This window comes from Roseivirga sp. BDSF3-8 (assembly GCF_041449215.1).
Taxonomy (GTDB): domain Bacteria; phylum Bacteroidota; class Bacteroidia; order Cytophagales; family Cyclobacteriaceae; genus JBGNFV01.
Genome location: NZ_JBGNFV010000001.1, coordinates 790,835 through 807,116, shown reverse-complemented (window position 1 = coordinate 807,116; position 16,282 = coordinate 790,835). Strand labels below are relative to the sequence as shown.

General features: G+C 47.5%; 11 protein-coding genes. 9 read left to right on the top strand and 2 right to left on the bottom strand.

Annotated elements, in window-relative coordinates:
* The first annotated feature begins 455 nt into the window (after positions 1 to 455).
* The 7 genes from AB9P05_RS03100 to AB9P05_RS03070 all read left to right on the top strand — a co-directional run bounded on the left by AB9P05_RS03100 (position 456) and on the right by AB9P05_RS03070 (position 11,413).
* Positions 456 to 5,930 (top strand): PKD domain-containing protein, encoded by a 5,475-nt coding sequence (locus AB9P05_RS03100; protein ID WP_371907350.1) that lies wholly within the window; start codon positions 456 to 458, stop codon positions 5,928 to 5,930.
* 41 nt (positions 5,931 to 5,971) lie between these two features.
* Positions 5,972 to 6,991: a type IX secretion system membrane protein PorP/SprF gene (locus AB9P05_RS03095; RefSeq protein ID WP_371907349.1), complete on the top strand. Its 1,020-nt coding sequence runs from the start codon at positions 5,972 to 5,974 to the stop codon at positions 6,989 to 6,991.
* A 134-nt stretch (positions 6,992 to 7,125) separates the two neighbouring features.
* Positions 7,126 to 7,641 (top strand): Sua5/YciO/YrdC/YwlC family protein, encoded by a 516-nt coding sequence (locus AB9P05_RS03090; protein WP_371907348.1) that lies wholly within the window; start codon positions 7,126 to 7,128, stop codon positions 7,639 to 7,641.
* A 69-nt stretch (positions 7,642 to 7,710) separates the two neighbouring features.
* The gene (locus tag AB9P05_RS03085; RefSeq protein WP_371907347.1) at positions 7,711 to 9,135 is read left to right on the top strand and encodes a CCA tRNA nucleotidyltransferase; all 1,425 of its coding nucleotides are present in this window, start codon (positions 7,711 to 7,713) and stop codon (positions 9,133 to 9,135) included.
* A 97-nt stretch (positions 9,136 to 9,232) separates the two neighbouring features.
* Positions 9,233 to 9,793 (top strand): RNA polymerase sigma factor, encoded by a 561-nt coding sequence (locus AB9P05_RS03080; RefSeq protein ID WP_371907346.1) that lies wholly within the window; start codon positions 9,233 to 9,235, stop codon positions 9,791 to 9,793.
* On the top strand, positions 9,790 to 10,362 hold the full coding sequence (locus tag AB9P05_RS03075; protein ID WP_371907345.1) for a hypothetical protein: 573 nt from the start codon (positions 9,790 to 9,792) through the stop codon (positions 10,360 to 10,362). The genes AB9P05_RS03080 and AB9P05_RS03075 overlap by 4 nt, the downstream gene beginning before the upstream one ends.
* A complete protein-coding gene (locus tag AB9P05_RS03070) occupies positions 10,337 to 11,413 on the top strand; it encodes a hypothetical protein (RefSeq protein WP_371907344.1) in 1,077 nt (358 codons plus the stop codon). Before AB9P05_RS03075 ends, AB9P05_RS03070 begins: the two co-directional genes overlap by 26 nt.
* A gap of 57 nt (positions 11,414 to 11,470) precedes the next feature.
* Here the strand turns inward: AB9P05_RS03070 and AB9P05_RS03065 are convergent, their stop codons facing one another.
* Positions 11,471 to 12,226 carry a YdcF family protein gene (locus AB9P05_RS03065; protein WP_371907343.1) on the bottom strand — a complete coding sequence of 252 codons (756 nt, stop codon included), beginning with the start codon at positions 12,224 to 12,226 and terminating at the stop codon, positions 11,471 to 11,473.
* Between the two features lie 84 nt (positions 12,227 to 12,310).
* Entirely contained in the window at positions 12,311 to 15,172 is a 2,862-nt protein-coding gene (locus AB9P05_RS03060; RefSeq protein ID WP_371907342.1) for a prolyl oligopeptidase family serine peptidase, read from the bottom strand.
* A 140-nt stretch (positions 15,173 to 15,312) separates the two neighbouring features.
* On the opposite strand from AB9P05_RS03060, the gene AB9P05_RS03055 reads away from it, so the two are divergent.
* Both AB9P05_RS03055 and AB9P05_RS03050 read left to right on the top strand, forming a co-directional pair.
* Positions 15,313 to 15,633, top strand: a complete 321-nt coding sequence (locus AB9P05_RS03055; protein ID WP_371907341.1) for a hypothetical protein — start codon at positions 15,313 to 15,315, stop codon at positions 15,631 to 15,633.
* A 46-nt stretch (positions 15,634 to 15,679) separates the two neighbouring features.
* Positions 15,680 to 16,273: a CPBP family intramembrane glutamic endopeptidase gene (locus tag AB9P05_RS03050; protein ID WP_371907340.1), complete on the top strand. Its 594-nt coding sequence runs from the start codon at positions 15,680 to 15,682 to the stop codon at positions 16,271 to 16,273.
* Positions 16,274 to 16,282: the final 9 nt, after the last annotated feature.

Below are 16,282 nucleotides of genomic sequence, written 5' to 3'. Positions count from 1 at the left end.
ATAAAGAAATTCAGCCCTGTGGAGAGTGCCAATTACCTGGGACCGGTTACGCCTATATTATATAGTGTGAAGGGTGATAGGCTGCAAGTAATTTTCCCTAAAAATTACATGAACATTAAAATAATCCTATCGCCATTAGTGGATGTATGATTTACATTTAAACCTTCCACATTTATGCACAGGCAAGTATAAAGGTACTGATGAATAGGAATTAGCAACTAATTAGTTTTGATTTTCTGATAATTCTCCTGCCGTGTCCGTGCATTCGGACGACCATTTCTATTATACAATCAGATACTATCCCTGTAATAAGCATTCCACAATTCAATTTTTTAAGTAGGCCCCTTAGGCTAACATTGTATAATGATAAGTCTGGTAAATACTTGTATCTGATTATCAATCATAAAGATATGAATTTTTAAAGACTTCCTATCAACCTACAATAGAGCAGTAATATGAGGAAAGGGGTATTTTATCTGATTTATACCGTTTTTATCCTGCTTATACCGGGGGTGACAATGGCCCAGTTGGACTGTAATTCCGTCTTTAGCGTCGGTTTGCAGGGTTCTATCAACCATACAGCCACTACCTGTGCACCGGTATTAGGGGATATTGAGGTATTTTTTGGAGTGAAATCGACCGCATTGGCGGATCCTGCATTCGATCCGAATCGAATCGAGATAGAGATCCGGTGGAATGATGAGTTTAACACAGTTCAACGTTATCCTGCTGCTCCTCACCCCACACTCCCTAACTATTATGTGGTTCGGGAGCAGTTCGTTTATGCGGCCGGCTCCATGTGTACCTATACCCCTGAAGCCTATCCCGTTTATGATGGTGTCGCTTGTGACGGGGGGTCTATTCGCCAGGTGCAACCTCTGATCTCTTACGGACAGGATAATGAAATGGGCGGAGTAGTAGAACTGGCTCCGAACGTACACGAGGTGTGTGTGGGGAATCCTTTTACAGTGACATTTGCTGATGCTACCTTCATGAACTGTAACCGTTCAGTAGAGGCGGTGTCTCCTAACGAAGATACACGCTGGATACGTTTTCGTTATGGGTCTAACCTAACAGGCGATGCAAACCGTATTCCCAATATGTACGTGGATGGCGTGCAGGTGACTGATGCTACGGGTGCCCTGATCATGGGCGAGTATGCTGATCCTCGCGGTGTGATTACCATGCCTGCCCCGGTGACAGGTCCTAATGAAATTACACTGCCTATCTCTATGCCCGCCAGTGGTGCGGAAAATGTCGGCGACATATTTGTCATTACTATAGAGAACTGGAACGTATGTAACCCTTTCCCTAACGGGGAGGCTCCGGTAGAGGCCATAGGCATTGTGGAGATCGTGGATACTCCTCCTCTTGACAGAATATACGCTGCCCGCAGTAATGATGTAGAAGCCACTACCTTTTGTCCTGGTGAAGACGTACGTTTTATAGCTGCTAACCAGAGCAATCTGAGAAATCGCGGTTACTCATTCGACTGGGAAATATTTGATATGTCTTCCGGTTCAGAAGTATCCATCTGGACGCAGAACGATGATGATCCTAAGGAAACCCGTTTTGGCAGCTTCTCCACACCTGGCCCGAAAAGAATTCGCCTTACGCTGAGCAACCCCAGCATTGCGGTGGGTAGCTGCGTAATCGTAGATGAGGTGGATATCAACGTGATAGAAGCTGTACAGGCCCGGGTAGGTACGAATGATGCCGAAAATGGCTATCAGGTTAGTCCCGGCGTGCTTGAATTCTGCTATGATGGTACCACGCCTATATCTGTCGATTTCTCAGATCAATCTTCTAACCCCGGTGGAAACTCTTACACCAAGCGCTGGAGACTTACTGAGCGCAATTCCGCAGTAGACTCGCTGTCATGGACTGGTAGCGACCCTCCCACCATCCAGTTTGACAAGTATGGAAAGTACGCCATGCGTTTGCGTACTACCGATAACATTACCGGTTGCCAGACGAACGACTATGTAGATGTGTATATTTATCCTCACCCGGAAACCTCATTTACAGTACAGACCCCTGTCTGTACGGGTGATTCGGTAAAGATCATACCTGTCTCTACACTGCCGGCTAATGTAAATGGCGATGCGCTGAGCTTATTTGAATGGGACTTCAGTTACGATGGCGTTACCTTTACTCCGGATCCGGACCCTAAGTATACCACCACTTCCGAGCCGGATAGTGTGAAGTACCTCTTCCCCGGTCCGGGCAATTATGAGGTAGCCTATCGGGTAAGTAGTCAAAAGAGCTGCCCCACTGTGATTTCAAATACTGTAGTGGTAAATAAGCTGCCTACTGCGGGCATGAGCCTGATAGATAGCGCCGGGTGTCCAATAAAAAGGGTTACTTATGAAATAGATGTCACCCAGCCCAGTGGGGTTACTATCGATGAGTACTACCTGGTAACGGAAGATATTGAAAATGGGGACATAAAAGAAAGGCTTGTTGACCAGACTGCTGCCGATTTCCCCAGGTTTACATATGACTACTCTAACTTTAGCACCACTGATAAGCACTACTACCGTTCGTATCTGAAAGTAGTAAGTACAGAAGGCTGTGAGGACTACACAAGCCCTGTGGATATTATCGTCAACCCCGGTGCGTTAGGTGAGTTTACCAGTAACTATGATCTCAGCAGAGACTATTGCAGCGGGGAAACATTTGATTATCAGGCTACGTCCTCCACGCTTTCCCTAAACCCTGATCGCATTATCTGGTATGTAGAAGACGCTGCTGGTAATAACGTAACCACTCCTGTGGTTCAGACCGATCCTCTTGCCAGTGACTGGGGCCAGTTTAGCTATACCTTTCTTAATAATACAAACGTAAGGGAGAACTTTACAGTGATTATGATGCCTGAAAAGGCCGGTACCTGTATCTCGCCTGATCAGGAATTGGTAAAGATATATCCCGCTCCTCAATCCGGCTTTACTGCTACCCCAATTGTAAGTAGCTGTAACCTTGTGCGGGTGGAGTTTGAGGCAACCCAGAAGAGCATGGCTGATTATCGCTGGGACATAGATGGTATCATTTACCAGTCGGCCCTGTATCGTGAGCGGTTCTCTCTCGACTTTCCCAGGCCAACCAGTACCGACCCTGATAAAACTATTGATATCAAGCTGATCACAACGAATGCCAATGGATGCGAGAGTGTTGAAACTATTGATAACATAGTAATCAATAAGCAGTCTGCTCCTTTTACAGTAGACTACACATTTGACAACAGCACTGGCTGTGCCCCGGTCACCAGAACCATTACTAACACCACTTCCGGAGCTCCGGCAGGAACGGTATTCGAACTGGTAGTGAGCTATGGGCTGAACGTAGACCGTATCAATCTTCCAGCCGGTGACTTTGTCGATTTTGTTTTCGATGAGGAAGGCCAGCAGTACATATTCGAAATTGAGGCAATCACCCCGGAAGGGTGTGATTTTAGCTCTGCCCAGGAGAGCTTCCGCCCGGCAGTAAATGCGGTGGCAGAATTTGACCTGGCTAATGAGACCGGTTGTGCCCCGATGGAAGTGGTGGTGGAACCTAACTGGGCTAATGCAACCTCCATTCAGTGGACCTTCACGGATCTGTCTGATAACTCAGAATTCTTTACCACTACAGATGCGGGCTTCAGGAAAATCACCCTTCCTAACACCTCAACAGTGGTAAAAGCCTATGAGGTGAAACTGGAGGCCTTTACTGCCGAGGGGTGTTCCGATGTGAAGACACTACAGGTAGACGTAAGTCCTGAGCCGCGTGGCGACTTTAATATACTGACACCTATGCCGGCCTGTGACCCTTATCATATAGAGGTTGAAAACCTGGGTATCAAGAATAACCTTAACCCTCCGGGAACTGTGTACACCTGGTTCTTCGAAGGTGTGGATCAAAGTTCGGTAGCAGCCCCGGAGACCCTGGTATTTACTAATAGTTCTTACTTCTCTAATCGCGTGCGCAACCTTACTCTGCGTATAGAGACGCCTAACGGCTGTATCAAGGAAGTAACAAAGCAGGTGACTCTTGCTCCTCAGATACTGGCAAACTTTGAGCTGGTACCTGAAGAAAGCTGCTCTGATGTGAGTATTGCCATAACCGATTACACACTTGGTGCACAGACTAATGAGTGGTACATCCGTGAAGTGGGCAATCCCACTTGGCAGCCTCTTGACATCGCAGAGTTGGAGCGTGACGGGGTTTCGAATGACAGTAATGTAGATATGGAATTCCAGATACGTCTGGTTGCTTCATCGGCTAACGGTTGTACCAGTGAGGCAGTGAGAACCCTTACAGTATATCCTAAAGTGACAGCGGATTTCGATATAGAGGGAACCCCCGGCTGCTCGCCTGTGGATATGATCTTTAAAAATAGAGATATCCGCCCGAACGTAGACTATCTGTGGAAGTGGAACGATGGTACGGGAGTAGAAGAGGTAAATAATAACCCTGATGTACCACACCAGTTTGTGAATGCAGCAGCTACAGGTGAGAAAAAATATACAGTAACCCTTGAGGCTACTCACACGGTGACCGGCTGTAAAGCCATCATGAGTAAGGTGGTAACAGTATATCCTACTATTACCCTGAGAGTGGAGCCGGACGTGACCACGGGATGTGCTCCGCTGGATGTAAACTTCTTCCCCAATAACAGTACGGGGGTAAGTGGTAGCCATTTCTGGATGATTCGTAACAAGTCAGCAGGAGAAACCAACTATACCACGGTGTCTAATAATCAGACATTCTCCTACACCTTTAATAATACCACGACAGAAATGATCGTGTTTGAGGTGAGATATGAGGCGGAGAGCCAATATGGCTGCCAAAAGAGTAAGGTGTGGGATATATTCGTATACCCTGATATGAGCGCAGCCTTTGACGCCACGCCCGAAAGGCAGGTGCTGCCCGACGCTACGGTTACCGTTACTAATCAGAGCAGCGCGGGTGACTGGGATTATCTTTGGGAATGGGGAGATGGTGCAACCAGTACCGACACTGATCCGGTACCCCATACGTATGCTGGCTATGGTGTATACGAGATCAAACTTACACTGAAAAATGATGGGGGCTGTGTGTCTGAGTACTCTCGACAGGTTACTATCGAGCCTGTACTGCCAATAGTAGATTTTGTGGGGACACCCCGCAGCGGTTGTGCACCGCTTACGGTTGAGTTTACGAACCAGACCAAATTTGCCCGTGAGGATACTTACTTCTGGGAATTTGGTGATAATCTGGGTACGTCAACTGTCAAAAACCCAGTGTACACCTACACCCAACCTGGCATATACAGCGTAAGGCTTACCGCCAGCAATGATCTGGGAGTAGATGTAGAGGAAGTGAAAGAGTCCTATATAGAGGTATATGAAAATCCCCGCGCCTCATTTAATGTAAGGCCACGTACCGTATACCTGCCGGATATGCCTGTGTATACAGTAAACCTAAGCTATAAAGCAGACCAATACATTTGGGATTTTGGTGATGGCACTACTTATGAGGATTATGAACCGGTACACACCTATGCAACTCCCGGCGTGTACGATATCAAGCTGATTGCGATAGGAGCAGATGGCTGTACGGATACCTTGCTGATAGAAAAGGCTATTAATGCCGTAGAAGGCGGCGAGGTACGAATCCCCAATGCCTTTACACCTAACCTCGATGGCCCTATTGGTGGAGAGGTACCTGGTGGTGGTGCTGTAGTGAATGATGTGTTCCTGCCACTTATGGAAGGAGTGACCGAGTTTAACATGCAGATATTTAACCGCTGGGGAGAGTTGCTTTTTGAAAGTGAGGATAAGAATGTAGGCTGGGACGGCTACTACAAAGGGCAGCTCTGTGCACCGGATGTGTATGTGTATAAGTTGACCTTCAGGTATATCAACGGGGAACAGGTGACCCGTGTGGGTGATGTGACGCTGGTTCGATAGCACCGGCTTATGGATTGTAAAATGTGTGTATAGAGGTATTCATGAAAAGAGCGATTATAAGTTTTCTATTTCTGATGGTGGCAGTAGCCGGGAAGGTGGCAGCACAGGATCCGCAATTTTCCCAATACTATTCTGCTCCCCTGTACCTTAATCCGGCCTTTGCCGGTAGTACAGACCACCAACGCGCGGCGGCCATACACCGTACGCAGTGGCCGGCACTCCCCCAGGCCTTCACTACCTATGCCTTTTCATATGACTTAAACCTGAAGCCGGTAAATAGCGGCGTGGGGATACTTATTTCTACGGATAAGGCTGGTACGGCGGGCCTCCGAAGTACCCAGATCGGACTGCAATACGCTTACAAGATACAGATGCGTGACCGTTGGGTGCTTTCACCCGGCCTTAGTTTTGGTTACGGTCTTCGGGATATTAATATTGACAAACTGCTCTTTGGTGACCAGCTCGAGTTCGGGTCCAGAGATGACGTGCCTCCATCCCTTGATCCCACGGTGAAGAACATTGGGGGTACCAGCTTCTTCGACTTTGGTCTCGGCTTTTTGCTTTATAATAAAAATGTGTGGCTCGGTGCCTCTGCCTATCATGTAAATGAGCCTAACTATAGTATGCTGGGAAATACAAGTACCATACCCATGAAAGTGACCCTTCATGGTGGGTTTCGCTTTCACCTTAACCAGGGTGTGCGTAAAGCAGACCGTGTAGCCAGTCTTGCCCCTTCATTTCTCTATAAGTCGCAGGGTAAGTTCGATCAGCTGGATGTGGGCATGCAGTTCCAGTATTTCCCCATCATGGTAGGATTCTGGTATCGTGGTATTCCTATTCAGCAGAATGTGCGTGATAATGCTGATCAGGACGCTATAGCCTTTATTTTCGGGCTCATGTTTGACCAGCTTAATATCAACTACAGTTACGACATGACCGTATCCGAACTGGGCGCAGACATTGGGGGAGCGCATGAAGTATCCATCATATTCGAGTGGACCAGCCGCGATATGCGAAAAGTAAAGCGTAAGGAGAAGTTTATTCCCTGTCCTACTTTTTAACACAGTGTTGAAAAAATTAATAGCTGCCTTCTATACCAGGGCAGCTATTTTTGTTTTCCTGCCCCTTCTTTCTGTTTGCAGCAGAGCCTTTTAATAGTCATATTCGCCTTCTCAAAAAAACCAGGTGACACACGATGAGTCAACAGAACGTGACAGACGGCAGCTCCCTTAGGGCGCTTGTGCATAAAGATGAGTCGGACCCGATGGCCTGTATCGGGCTGGTGAGCGATCTCGAGGCACTGCAGAAAGCTACTGCGCTCATTGGCAGGCACGCCGAAGCTGTGATATTGATACATGATATCACACAGTTATATGATTACGTGGCGCGTATTCCTGAGATTGCCTGGGACCTGATGGAATTTGCTGAAAAACCTTTAACCCTGATAATGGGTGAGGGTAAAAACGTACCTGAGAACTTGCTGCGTGACGGGGGAGAGATCGCCATCACCCTGGTAAAAGAGCCTGTTCTGCTTAAGCATTTGAAGGGCAAGCGTCATGCCCATTTCTATCTGCCCCTTGACGATCAGGTGCAAAATGAGGAAATTTTGTCACCAATCGATAATGTTATAATTTTACAGCAGAAGTATTTAAGCTCCTCTCAGGCTAAAACCGCCCGCCTCGGTCTGGATGGGAGCATTAAATTTATATGAACGGCAGTTTTACTCTGCCGTTCAGTAAGTGTAACTTTCCCCTGCCGGGGATTTAACGGGCACATTCCTATGAATTTCAGCGAACACCTCGATCAACATCGTATTTTCAAGCTTGTGACGGAGGCTGCCGGAAACTTAGGATTAGAAACCTACTTAGTAGGGGGCTATGTTCGGGACCTTATTCTTAAGCGCTCTTCCAAAGATATAGATTTTGTATGTGTGGGAAGCGGTACTGCGCTGGCCAATGAAGTCGCCCGTCTTATCGGCCCACAGTGTAAAGTCACCTCTTTTAAAAACTTTGGCACAGCTATGCTGGTGCAGGATGGCTGGGACGTAGAGTTCGTGGGCGCCAGGCGTGAGTCATACAGGCGTGACAGCCGCAAACCTATAGTGGAAGACGGTACCCTTGAAGATGATCAGAAGCGGCGTGACTTTACTATAAACGCCCTTGCCATTAGCCTTAACAAGGCAAACTACGGTGAGCTTATAGATCCATTTGGCGGAGTGGACGACTTGAAAAAGAAGACCATCCGTACCCCCCTTGATCCCGAAACCACTTTCAGTGACGATCCCCTTCGGATGATGCGCGCTATTCGTTTTGCCTCGCAGCTTACGTTTGATATAGAGGTAGATACTTTTGACGCGATCGTAAAGAATGCCGAGCGGTTGGATATCATTTCCCAGGAGCGTATTACCGATGAGCTCAATAAGATTATTCTGTCTCCTGTCCCCAGCTACGGATTCAAGCTCCTCTTCTACAGTAAGCTGCTTCATCGGTTCTTTCCCGAGATGGTAGATCTCTACGGAGTGGACAAAATCAACGGCCGCTCACATAAGGATAATTTTTACCACACCCTTAAAGTGCTGGACAATACCGCAGAAATGTCTGATGACCTTTGGCTGCGCTGGGCGGCCATACTCCATGACATTGCTAAGCCAGCCACCAAGCGCTTTCATGAGAAAGTCGGTTGGACATTCCACGGTCATGAAGACCGTGGTGCCAAAATGACTCCTGGGATCTTTCGCCGTATGCGCTTGCCTATGAACGAAAAGATGCGCTTTGTGCGGAAGCTCGTTCGCCTTCATCTAAGGCCTATTGCCCTGGTAAAGGAAGACATCACCGACTCGGCTGTACGTAGATTACTATTTGAGGCAGGGGATGATATAGAAGCACTCATGACCCTCTGTCGTGCCGATATCACCTCCAAAAATGACGACAAGGTAAAACGGTACCTTAGGAATTTCGATAAGGTGGAGAAAAAAATGCGTGTGGTGGAGGAAAAAGATCACCTGCGTAATTTTCAACCTCCCATTACCGGAGAGCAGATCATGGAAATATTCAGCCTGAAGCCCTCCCGTACGGTAGGTGACCTTAAGGATGCTATTAAAGATGCTATTCTGGAAGGGCAGATTCCCAATAATTACGATGAAGCCTATAAGCTTCTTGTAAAGCTGGCTGCAAAGGAAGGACTACAGCCCACCCATTCCTCCTGATCCCTTTATTTTTTCAAAAAAAGTTTGTGTCAGATGCAACCCTGTTTCTGAGTCCTTGTCTTTAGTGTAGATTTAGGAATTGGCGAAAACCTGATCGTTGAACCACGCAGACATACATAAGGATCTGATCATCGCTTCCAGGGATGGAAGCAGAGCGGCACAATACGAATTGTACCGCCTGTATGCTGATGCCATGCTAAATGTGTGTCTGCGGATGGTTCCTCAGCGGGACGTGGCTGAGGATATACTGCAGGAAGCCTTTTTAAAAGCTTTTACTAAGCTTCATTCCTTCAAGTTCGAGTCCTCTTTTGGCTCATGGCTTAAACGCATCGTCATTAACGATGCCATCAATCACATGAGAAAAAAGAAAATGGATATAGACTACATGGAAGATATGCACGGTGTGGATGAAACACCCGAAGAAACCTATGAAGGAATCAGCGAAGAGGACATGTCTCTTAACGTGGAAGCAATTAAACACGCTATAGAGCAGTTGCCCGAAGGCTTTAGAGTGGTGTTTTCACTTTACGCTGTAGAAGGCTACGACCACTCGGAAATATCTGAGATACTTGGTATAACGATAAGTACAAGTAAAACACAGTATAGCCGGGCCAGGAATAAGATCAGGAAATTGCTTACAAATGAAATGTGCGGATGAAAGATAAGCTTAAAGATTTCATTAGCGAAAACAGGCAGGCTTTCGATACCGAACGTGCCTCTCCGGATCTTTGGAACCGGATCAACGCTGAACTTGACGAGCGTGATAAGCGCAAGAAGAAAATCTTTTTCCGTCCCTGGATGGGGGTAGCTGCTTCTATACTGATAGCTGTAGTGGCCTATTGGGCAGGAACATTCCATAATGATGGTACGTCAGAAAATGAACGTCTGGCGATAAACTCAGACAGGGGGGGCGCCTATGGGCAGACCGCTGATGATGAGTTTACCCAGGCCGTAAGCTACTACCGCGAGGAGATCACCGAACGTAAGCAGGTGCTCAAAAGCGCGGCTGTGTCAGATAGCATACAAAACGTAATGCTCTCCGACCTGCAGGAGCTCGACCATCAGTTTCAAGCGCTGCGTGAGCAACAAAAGAAGGTGACCTCCGAAAAGGTGACCAGCGCCATGATCCTCAATCTGCAAATGCAACTGCGTATTCTGAACCAGCAGTTGGATATTCTCAATCAACAAAAAGAGGTTAAAAATGATCCTGACATCAGACAACTATAATCCGGCGGGCCGTATTTTATTACTTACCCTCCTTCTGGCAGCTATGCCTCTCATAACCATGGCACAAATAGTAAAGGAAAAGCGTATAGCAAAATCCTATACTGTAACAAAGAATACAGAGGTGGCTTTTGACAACTCTTTTGGCTTACTGCACATAGAAACCTGGGACAGAAATCAGGTGGAAGTGGAGATAGAGATAGAGGTAGACATGAAAAACGAGAACCATGCGCAGAAGGCCATGGAGAAAATAGAGGTAAAAATAGACGATAGTAACCCTGCCAGCCGACTGGCCTTTACCACTGAGGTAAAAAGCCTGAATAATTCGAAAGGGGAGGGCTTCAGTATAGACTACCGTATTAAAATGCCTGCTAACCTGAAATTGGAAGTAGCGAATAAGTTTGGCGATTTGGTCATCGGTGACTATCAGGGAGAAATAAAGCTGAGAAGCGAATACGGAAACATGCGGGCAGGGTCTCTGAACGCGGATAGTGAGGTGATCGTGAAATTCGGTGACGGTGAAGTGACCTATATGAAGGAAGGCGAACTTACCGTAGGCTATTCTGACTTTGATGCAGATAAGGTAGGTAATATAAATGCAGACTTATCTTTCAGCGATGTGACCATCGGAGAAGCCGGAGAGGTGTCCCTTAAGATAAAATACGGTGAGTTATCTTTCGATAATATTAACGTACTAACCGGTAAAGGCAGCTTTACCTCTATTGAAATCGATGAGCTTTCCGACCGCCTCGAGATAGAAGGTAGCTATATCAGCGACTTGCGTGTGGACCTTGTCAGAAAAGGCTTCTCGCTCATAGAAGTTGACAACGCCTTTGGTGAAACGCAGTTGGGATTTGAACCTGGCGCCGGCGCGAGTATAGAGGCTGACTTCTCCTTTGGTGAACTTAAATATGATCGTGACCTGGGTATTAAGTTCTCCCACCTTGAGACAGATGATTTCAAGAAGAAAAGCTATCGCGGTACTTTTGGTGGTGGCAAGGGAAGAGTAAAGCTCAGCGGAAATTACGCTAGTGGTACGCTAAGGAGTGAGTAAGACATAAATGATGCGCAACAACAATAAACGCTGCCGTTTAATACCGGCAGCGTTTTTTTATATGTACCCTTTCACTTTGTAAGCCAGCATGCCAAGCCACTCACGGCTAAGAGTCTGCCACTTGTCAAGGCTGCTCTCTGAGGGGAAGAAATACTCAAAAGTATAGGGCTGATTAGATGCCCGGAAGTCCGTAGGAAAGATCACCGGATCCAGCCCTACTTGCCGGAAGCAGGCTTCAGCACGTCGCATATGAAAAGCCGAGGTGATGAGCATCGGCCGGCTGTCCGGGAACCGTTCAGTTATGATCCGGGCCGTATTGATAGCATTTTCATGTGTATTCCTGCTTTTATTTTCCATAACGATAACCGAGTCAGGTATTCCGGCATGTAATAACGCCTGCTTTATCAGCGGAGCCTCTTCTACCGAAATATGCAGTGTTTCATACGCACCCGATACGATGATTCGTCGTATGCGGCCTTCATGATAAAGCCGGATGGTATGCGCCAGACGATCTGCCCCCTCATTATAGTGTAGCCGGTCTGCTGGCAGACGGCTCATGTAAGTGAACCCTGTGAGTAATACCCCCGTATCACAGGGTTGCACTTCGGAAAATCTCACCGGCTCCCGCTCCCACCATAGCAGCAACTCGTTTACCACCACCCCATTGGTTAAGAAATAAAACAGCGCCAGTGTGGCCACCAGAAATCCCCTCCGCATCCGTTTAGGCCCAAACAGCGTAAGCAAAAGGAGGTAAAACAGCCACATGACGGGCATTACCAGAAGGTACAGGGTTTTAGATAGGAAGAAAAACATAATGCTTATCCAAAAAAGAACCATAGCAGCACGACCGTGATCAGGAAGGCTGCTATGGCTATGATATCCTTGTGCAGAAAGGGGTTATTCCCCTTCATTACTGATCAGTTCAAATCCCTGGTCGATGCTCTGGCGTATAGCCGGTACACCTTCCACCATCCACTCAGGAGCAGGCTCCCCTTTCAGGTAGTGGTCAAAGAACTGCTTCATTCGCTTAGAAAGGTCTTTGCGGTTTTTACGCTGCATCAGGTTATGCTCTTCGCCCTTATAGTTCAGCATCCATACCGGCTTACCTAGTCTGCGCAGTGCCATAAAGTACTCGATGCCCTGGTACCACGGCACAGCACCGTCACCATCGTTATGCATCATCAGCAGAGGCGTATTTACCTGGGGTGCGTGGAACAGCGGACTATTATCCAGGTATAGCAGCGGTTTTTCCCATAGCGTACCACCAATACGGCTTTGTGTGCGCTCGTACTGGAACATACGGCTCAGCCCTGATCCCCAGCGGATACCTCCGTAGGCACTCGTCATATTAGAAACCGGGGCACCGGCCATAGCAGCTGCATACAGGTCCGTCTGCGTGATAAGATAAGCCGTCTGGTATCCACCCCAACTCTGGCCCTGCAGCGCAATAGCGTCCTTATCCACAAAGCCCTTTTCCATCATGGCATACGTACCGCTCACTATCGCATTATACGCACTCTGTCCCGGGTAGCCATCCGTGTAGGGGATGTCCGGCATGAATACAATATAACCATTACTGGTATAGAAGCTGGCTCTGACCGTACTCGGGCTTGGAGTAGGGGCCACATGACGGTTAAGCCTGTCCGAAACCCGCTCGTAGAAGTATACGATCATAGGGTACTTTTTATTCGGGTCAAAGTTTTCAGGCTTATACAACAAGCCCTCCAGTTGCTGACCGTCAAAGCTTGTCCAGTCCACCAGTTCTACCGTACCCCACAGGTATTCACCCTGCTGAGGGTTTACCTCACTTACTCGCTCCAGGTTATCAAACGAGGTAGTGGTGTAGTATAGGTCAGGGTAGTCCTGAAAGCTCTCACGGGTGATCATGAGGTGATCATCATCTTCAGCCTTTACCCTGAAGCCGAAGCTATAGTCATCCATAAGGAGCTGCTCCAGCTTTTCATTACGCAGATTAAGACGGTAAAAGCCTTCCCCACGGGTTCTTTCATTAAATGCCGTTAGGATCACCGGCTGCTTTGGGTCAATGTATTCGTTTTCCCTGTCCAGGTCCAGATACCGTACCCTTATTTTTTCATCACGCAGATTGGTCAGGTTCTCAGGTTCATCGCCACCATCAGGATCCAGACGCCAGATATCGAAACGATCATAGATCAGCATTTCCTTATCATCCTTTGTCCATCCGGCTACACCATATGGGTACGGGTAGTCAGGTACGTCATGCAGTTCGTCAAAATAGCTTACTTTTTCGTTGTCTGTGAGCCTGCGGGTTGTGCCTTTATCATTGTTATGAGCAAACCACGCACTATCCTTTACATCATACCAATAGATATATTTGGCTGCGGGCGACAGTGAAACAGTAGCGCGTAGATTCTGGCCTATCAGCTCCCGGCGTCCCGTTTCCAGGTCTACTTTATAAATATCCTTATAGGTAGGAAAGCCTTCCCAGCTCATAAGCTGACGGTAGGCCCGGTCATCTATAGCCAGAGCGTAACGTCCCTCTCCGTCCCGGGATACGTTCAGGTCCTCCAGCTCCTCGTCGTGCAGCAGTATGGTTTCCCCATCATCTGTTTTGTACAGGCTTGTAAAGCTCTGCTTTTTTGTCCGGTCCAGATTTACCGCCTGCTGAGGCTGCAGGTAGTCATCCTGGTAGTTCCATACCTGTACATCTACAATCTCCTCTTGCAGAAGGCTGGTGTCCTGAAGCACAGGGCGGGGAGCCACACCAAAGAATAATCTCTCGCCATTTTCACTGAAATATACACGGCTATGTTCTGAAACGATCCAGTTTTCAGGCATGAAGCCAGCCGTACTATCGGCCACAAGCTTTACAGAGTCCTTGCCTGCTTCCCAGTAGTGCAGCGTATAGTTACGGATGCGGGCCTCAGTAGTGTCTGTATCTGCCATGAAAGCGCCGCGCCGGCCTGCTTTATCCAGTGTAAGGCTCTTATATTTTCCTTTACTCCGGTAAATAGGCGTAGGAGCGTCCTCTCCCATGGTCCACACATATACGCCGGGGAGCATCGTGCTGTCAGCATTACCGGTAGTAGTGAACATAAGGCGGTTGCCTTCTTCATCGAAAAGGTAATCCGTCACGAACTCAATGGTATCCCTGCTTCCATCAACGCCACTCTCCAGGCTTTGGAGCACCACATGGTAGCCGTTTTCGGTACTTACTTTTTTGCTTTTCTTTTTCTTTTCCGGCTCCTGCCGGGTAGTGTCAGATTCCTCAGCCGTTTCTGTCGTATCCTTTTCTTCTGGCAGCGCTTCTTCCAGCTGGTAAGCCAGCCATCCGCTGCCCTTTTCAGGAGTTTTATATCCACGCACGCGAGGGATTTTCACCAACTGGTCATTAGCTATGGTATAAATAGCCAGTGTGTCCTTTGGTAATTTATCATCCTTGACCTTCCGGCGCCGCATATTTTTTACCGTGTCCATGTGTGGCACGATAGAGAAAATGACAAACCGGTCATCTTCCGTGATCGTCACCTGCTTGCCGCGTGGTACCTCTTGCAGGAGGCTGTTGCTTTGCCCGGGTTTTTTGATCATCAGCGTGCCATCTCCCTCTTGAGGCTGCCGCAGATAAGTGACTACTTCACCATTATTGCTGATGAGCGGTTCTCGTACTGTATTCCAGCTATCGTATACGTCGTGTGTCAGGGGTTTTTTATCACTCTCACCCTGGGCCAGCACTTGCTGAAAAACCAGTGTGGAAAGGATAATTATAAAGTATTTCTTCATTTTATCACTTTTCAATTACAGTCTCGTAAAATGTATTAGATATGCTGCTTTTTCAAGATTTTTTATGTAAAGTAGTACATATTGTTTGTTAAAGGAGTTACATGGCTGACAGACTGACCATCCACTAACTATTAGCTTTATTGAAACGCGTGAGGAATGCCCTGGAAGACGATCACGTTATCGGACTGCTTAACCAGATAACCAAGGAAAACCGCCTTCTTACCTGGAAGATAAGGAGCATGTACGGAAACGGACTGGACGAACCAGTCAGGGAGATATCCATTTGTCATGTACCTACTAACCGTATCATCGGGCGAATTGCGTATAAAGGCTTTAGTGGCAGGGTAGTAAATTATCTCTACAGGGGTATGAAAGAATCTGTACCAGAACACATAGTCGATATGCTTCTGGATGTGATCATTACTGAAAACCAGCGTGCTGCCCTGATGCCAACTACCTGAAACCCATATTCAAAATCCCCTTTTTTTAAAGATAAAAACCTGTCGCATGACACGGACATCCGTGCGTTTGCTGGCGCTGCTCACCATTCTTGTATTTGGTGGAGGAGGGCTGGCCATTATCTGTTTTTTTGATCCCCGCCCTTTATTCCAGGTGTTCTTCAACCCCTCCGTAGAGGGAGTGCCATCCCTAAGTATACTAATGCAAGGGTTGGGCGGTGGGCTATATGGCTTTGTGAGTGCCTTTATCCTCTGGCGGATAGTCTGTATGGATTTCCTCAAGCCCACCCGCCATTTTTTCAGCCGCCTTATCGGCAGTCTGGATCTTACCACCTTCGATATAGTGTTTATTTCGGTGTGTGCCGGTGCAGGGGAGGAGCTGTTCTTCAGGGGAGCTTTGCAGCCCTGGATCGGCATCTGGCTCACCAGCCTCATTTTCGTAGCCATACACGGGTATCTTTCTCCTCGCAATAAACCACTGAGCGTATACGGTGCATGCATGGTATTCGTAATAGCCGGTATAGGATATATGATGAGGTTTTCCGGTCTTTTTTCCGCCATTGTTGCCCATACCGTAATAGATATCTATTTATTCTATAAGCTAAGTAAAGACACAAGACCCCGGCCGGATGAGAACGAATAGGCACACTAA

Coding starts and splice junctions, on each gene's coding strand:
- AB9P05_RS03100 (WP_371907350.1), top strand. CDS start 456: ATGAGGAAAGGGGTATTTTATCTGATTTATACCGTTTTTATCCTGCTT.
- AB9P05_RS03095 (WP_371907349.1), top strand. CDS start 5,972: ATGAAAAGAGCGATTATAAGTTTTCTATTTCTGATGGTGGCAGTAGCC.
- AB9P05_RS03090 (WP_371907348.1), top strand. CDS start 7,126: ATGAGTCAACAGAACGTGACAGACGGCAGCTCCCTTAGGGCGCTTGTG.
- AB9P05_RS03085 (WP_371907347.1), top strand. CDS start 7,711: ATGAATTTCAGCGAACACCTCGATCAACATCGTATTTTCAAGCTTGTG.
- AB9P05_RS03075 (WP_371907345.1), top strand. CDS start 9,790: ATGAAAGATAAGCTTAAAGATTTCATTAGCGAAAACAGGCAGGCTTTC.
- AB9P05_RS03070 (WP_371907344.1), top strand. CDS start 10,337: ATGATCCTGACATCAGACAACTATAATCCGGCGGGCCGTATTTTATTA.
- AB9P05_RS03065 (WP_371907343.1), bottom strand. CDS start 12,226: ATGTTTTTCTTCCTATCTAAAACCCTGTACCTTCTGGTAATGCCCGTC.
- AB9P05_RS03060 (WP_371907342.1), bottom strand. CDS start 15,172: ATGAAGAAATACTTTATAATTATCCTTTCCACACTGGTTTTTCAGCAA.
- AB9P05_RS03050 (WP_371907340.1), top strand. CDS start 15,680: ATGACACGGACATCCGTGCGTTTGCTGGCGCTGCTCACCATTCTTGTA.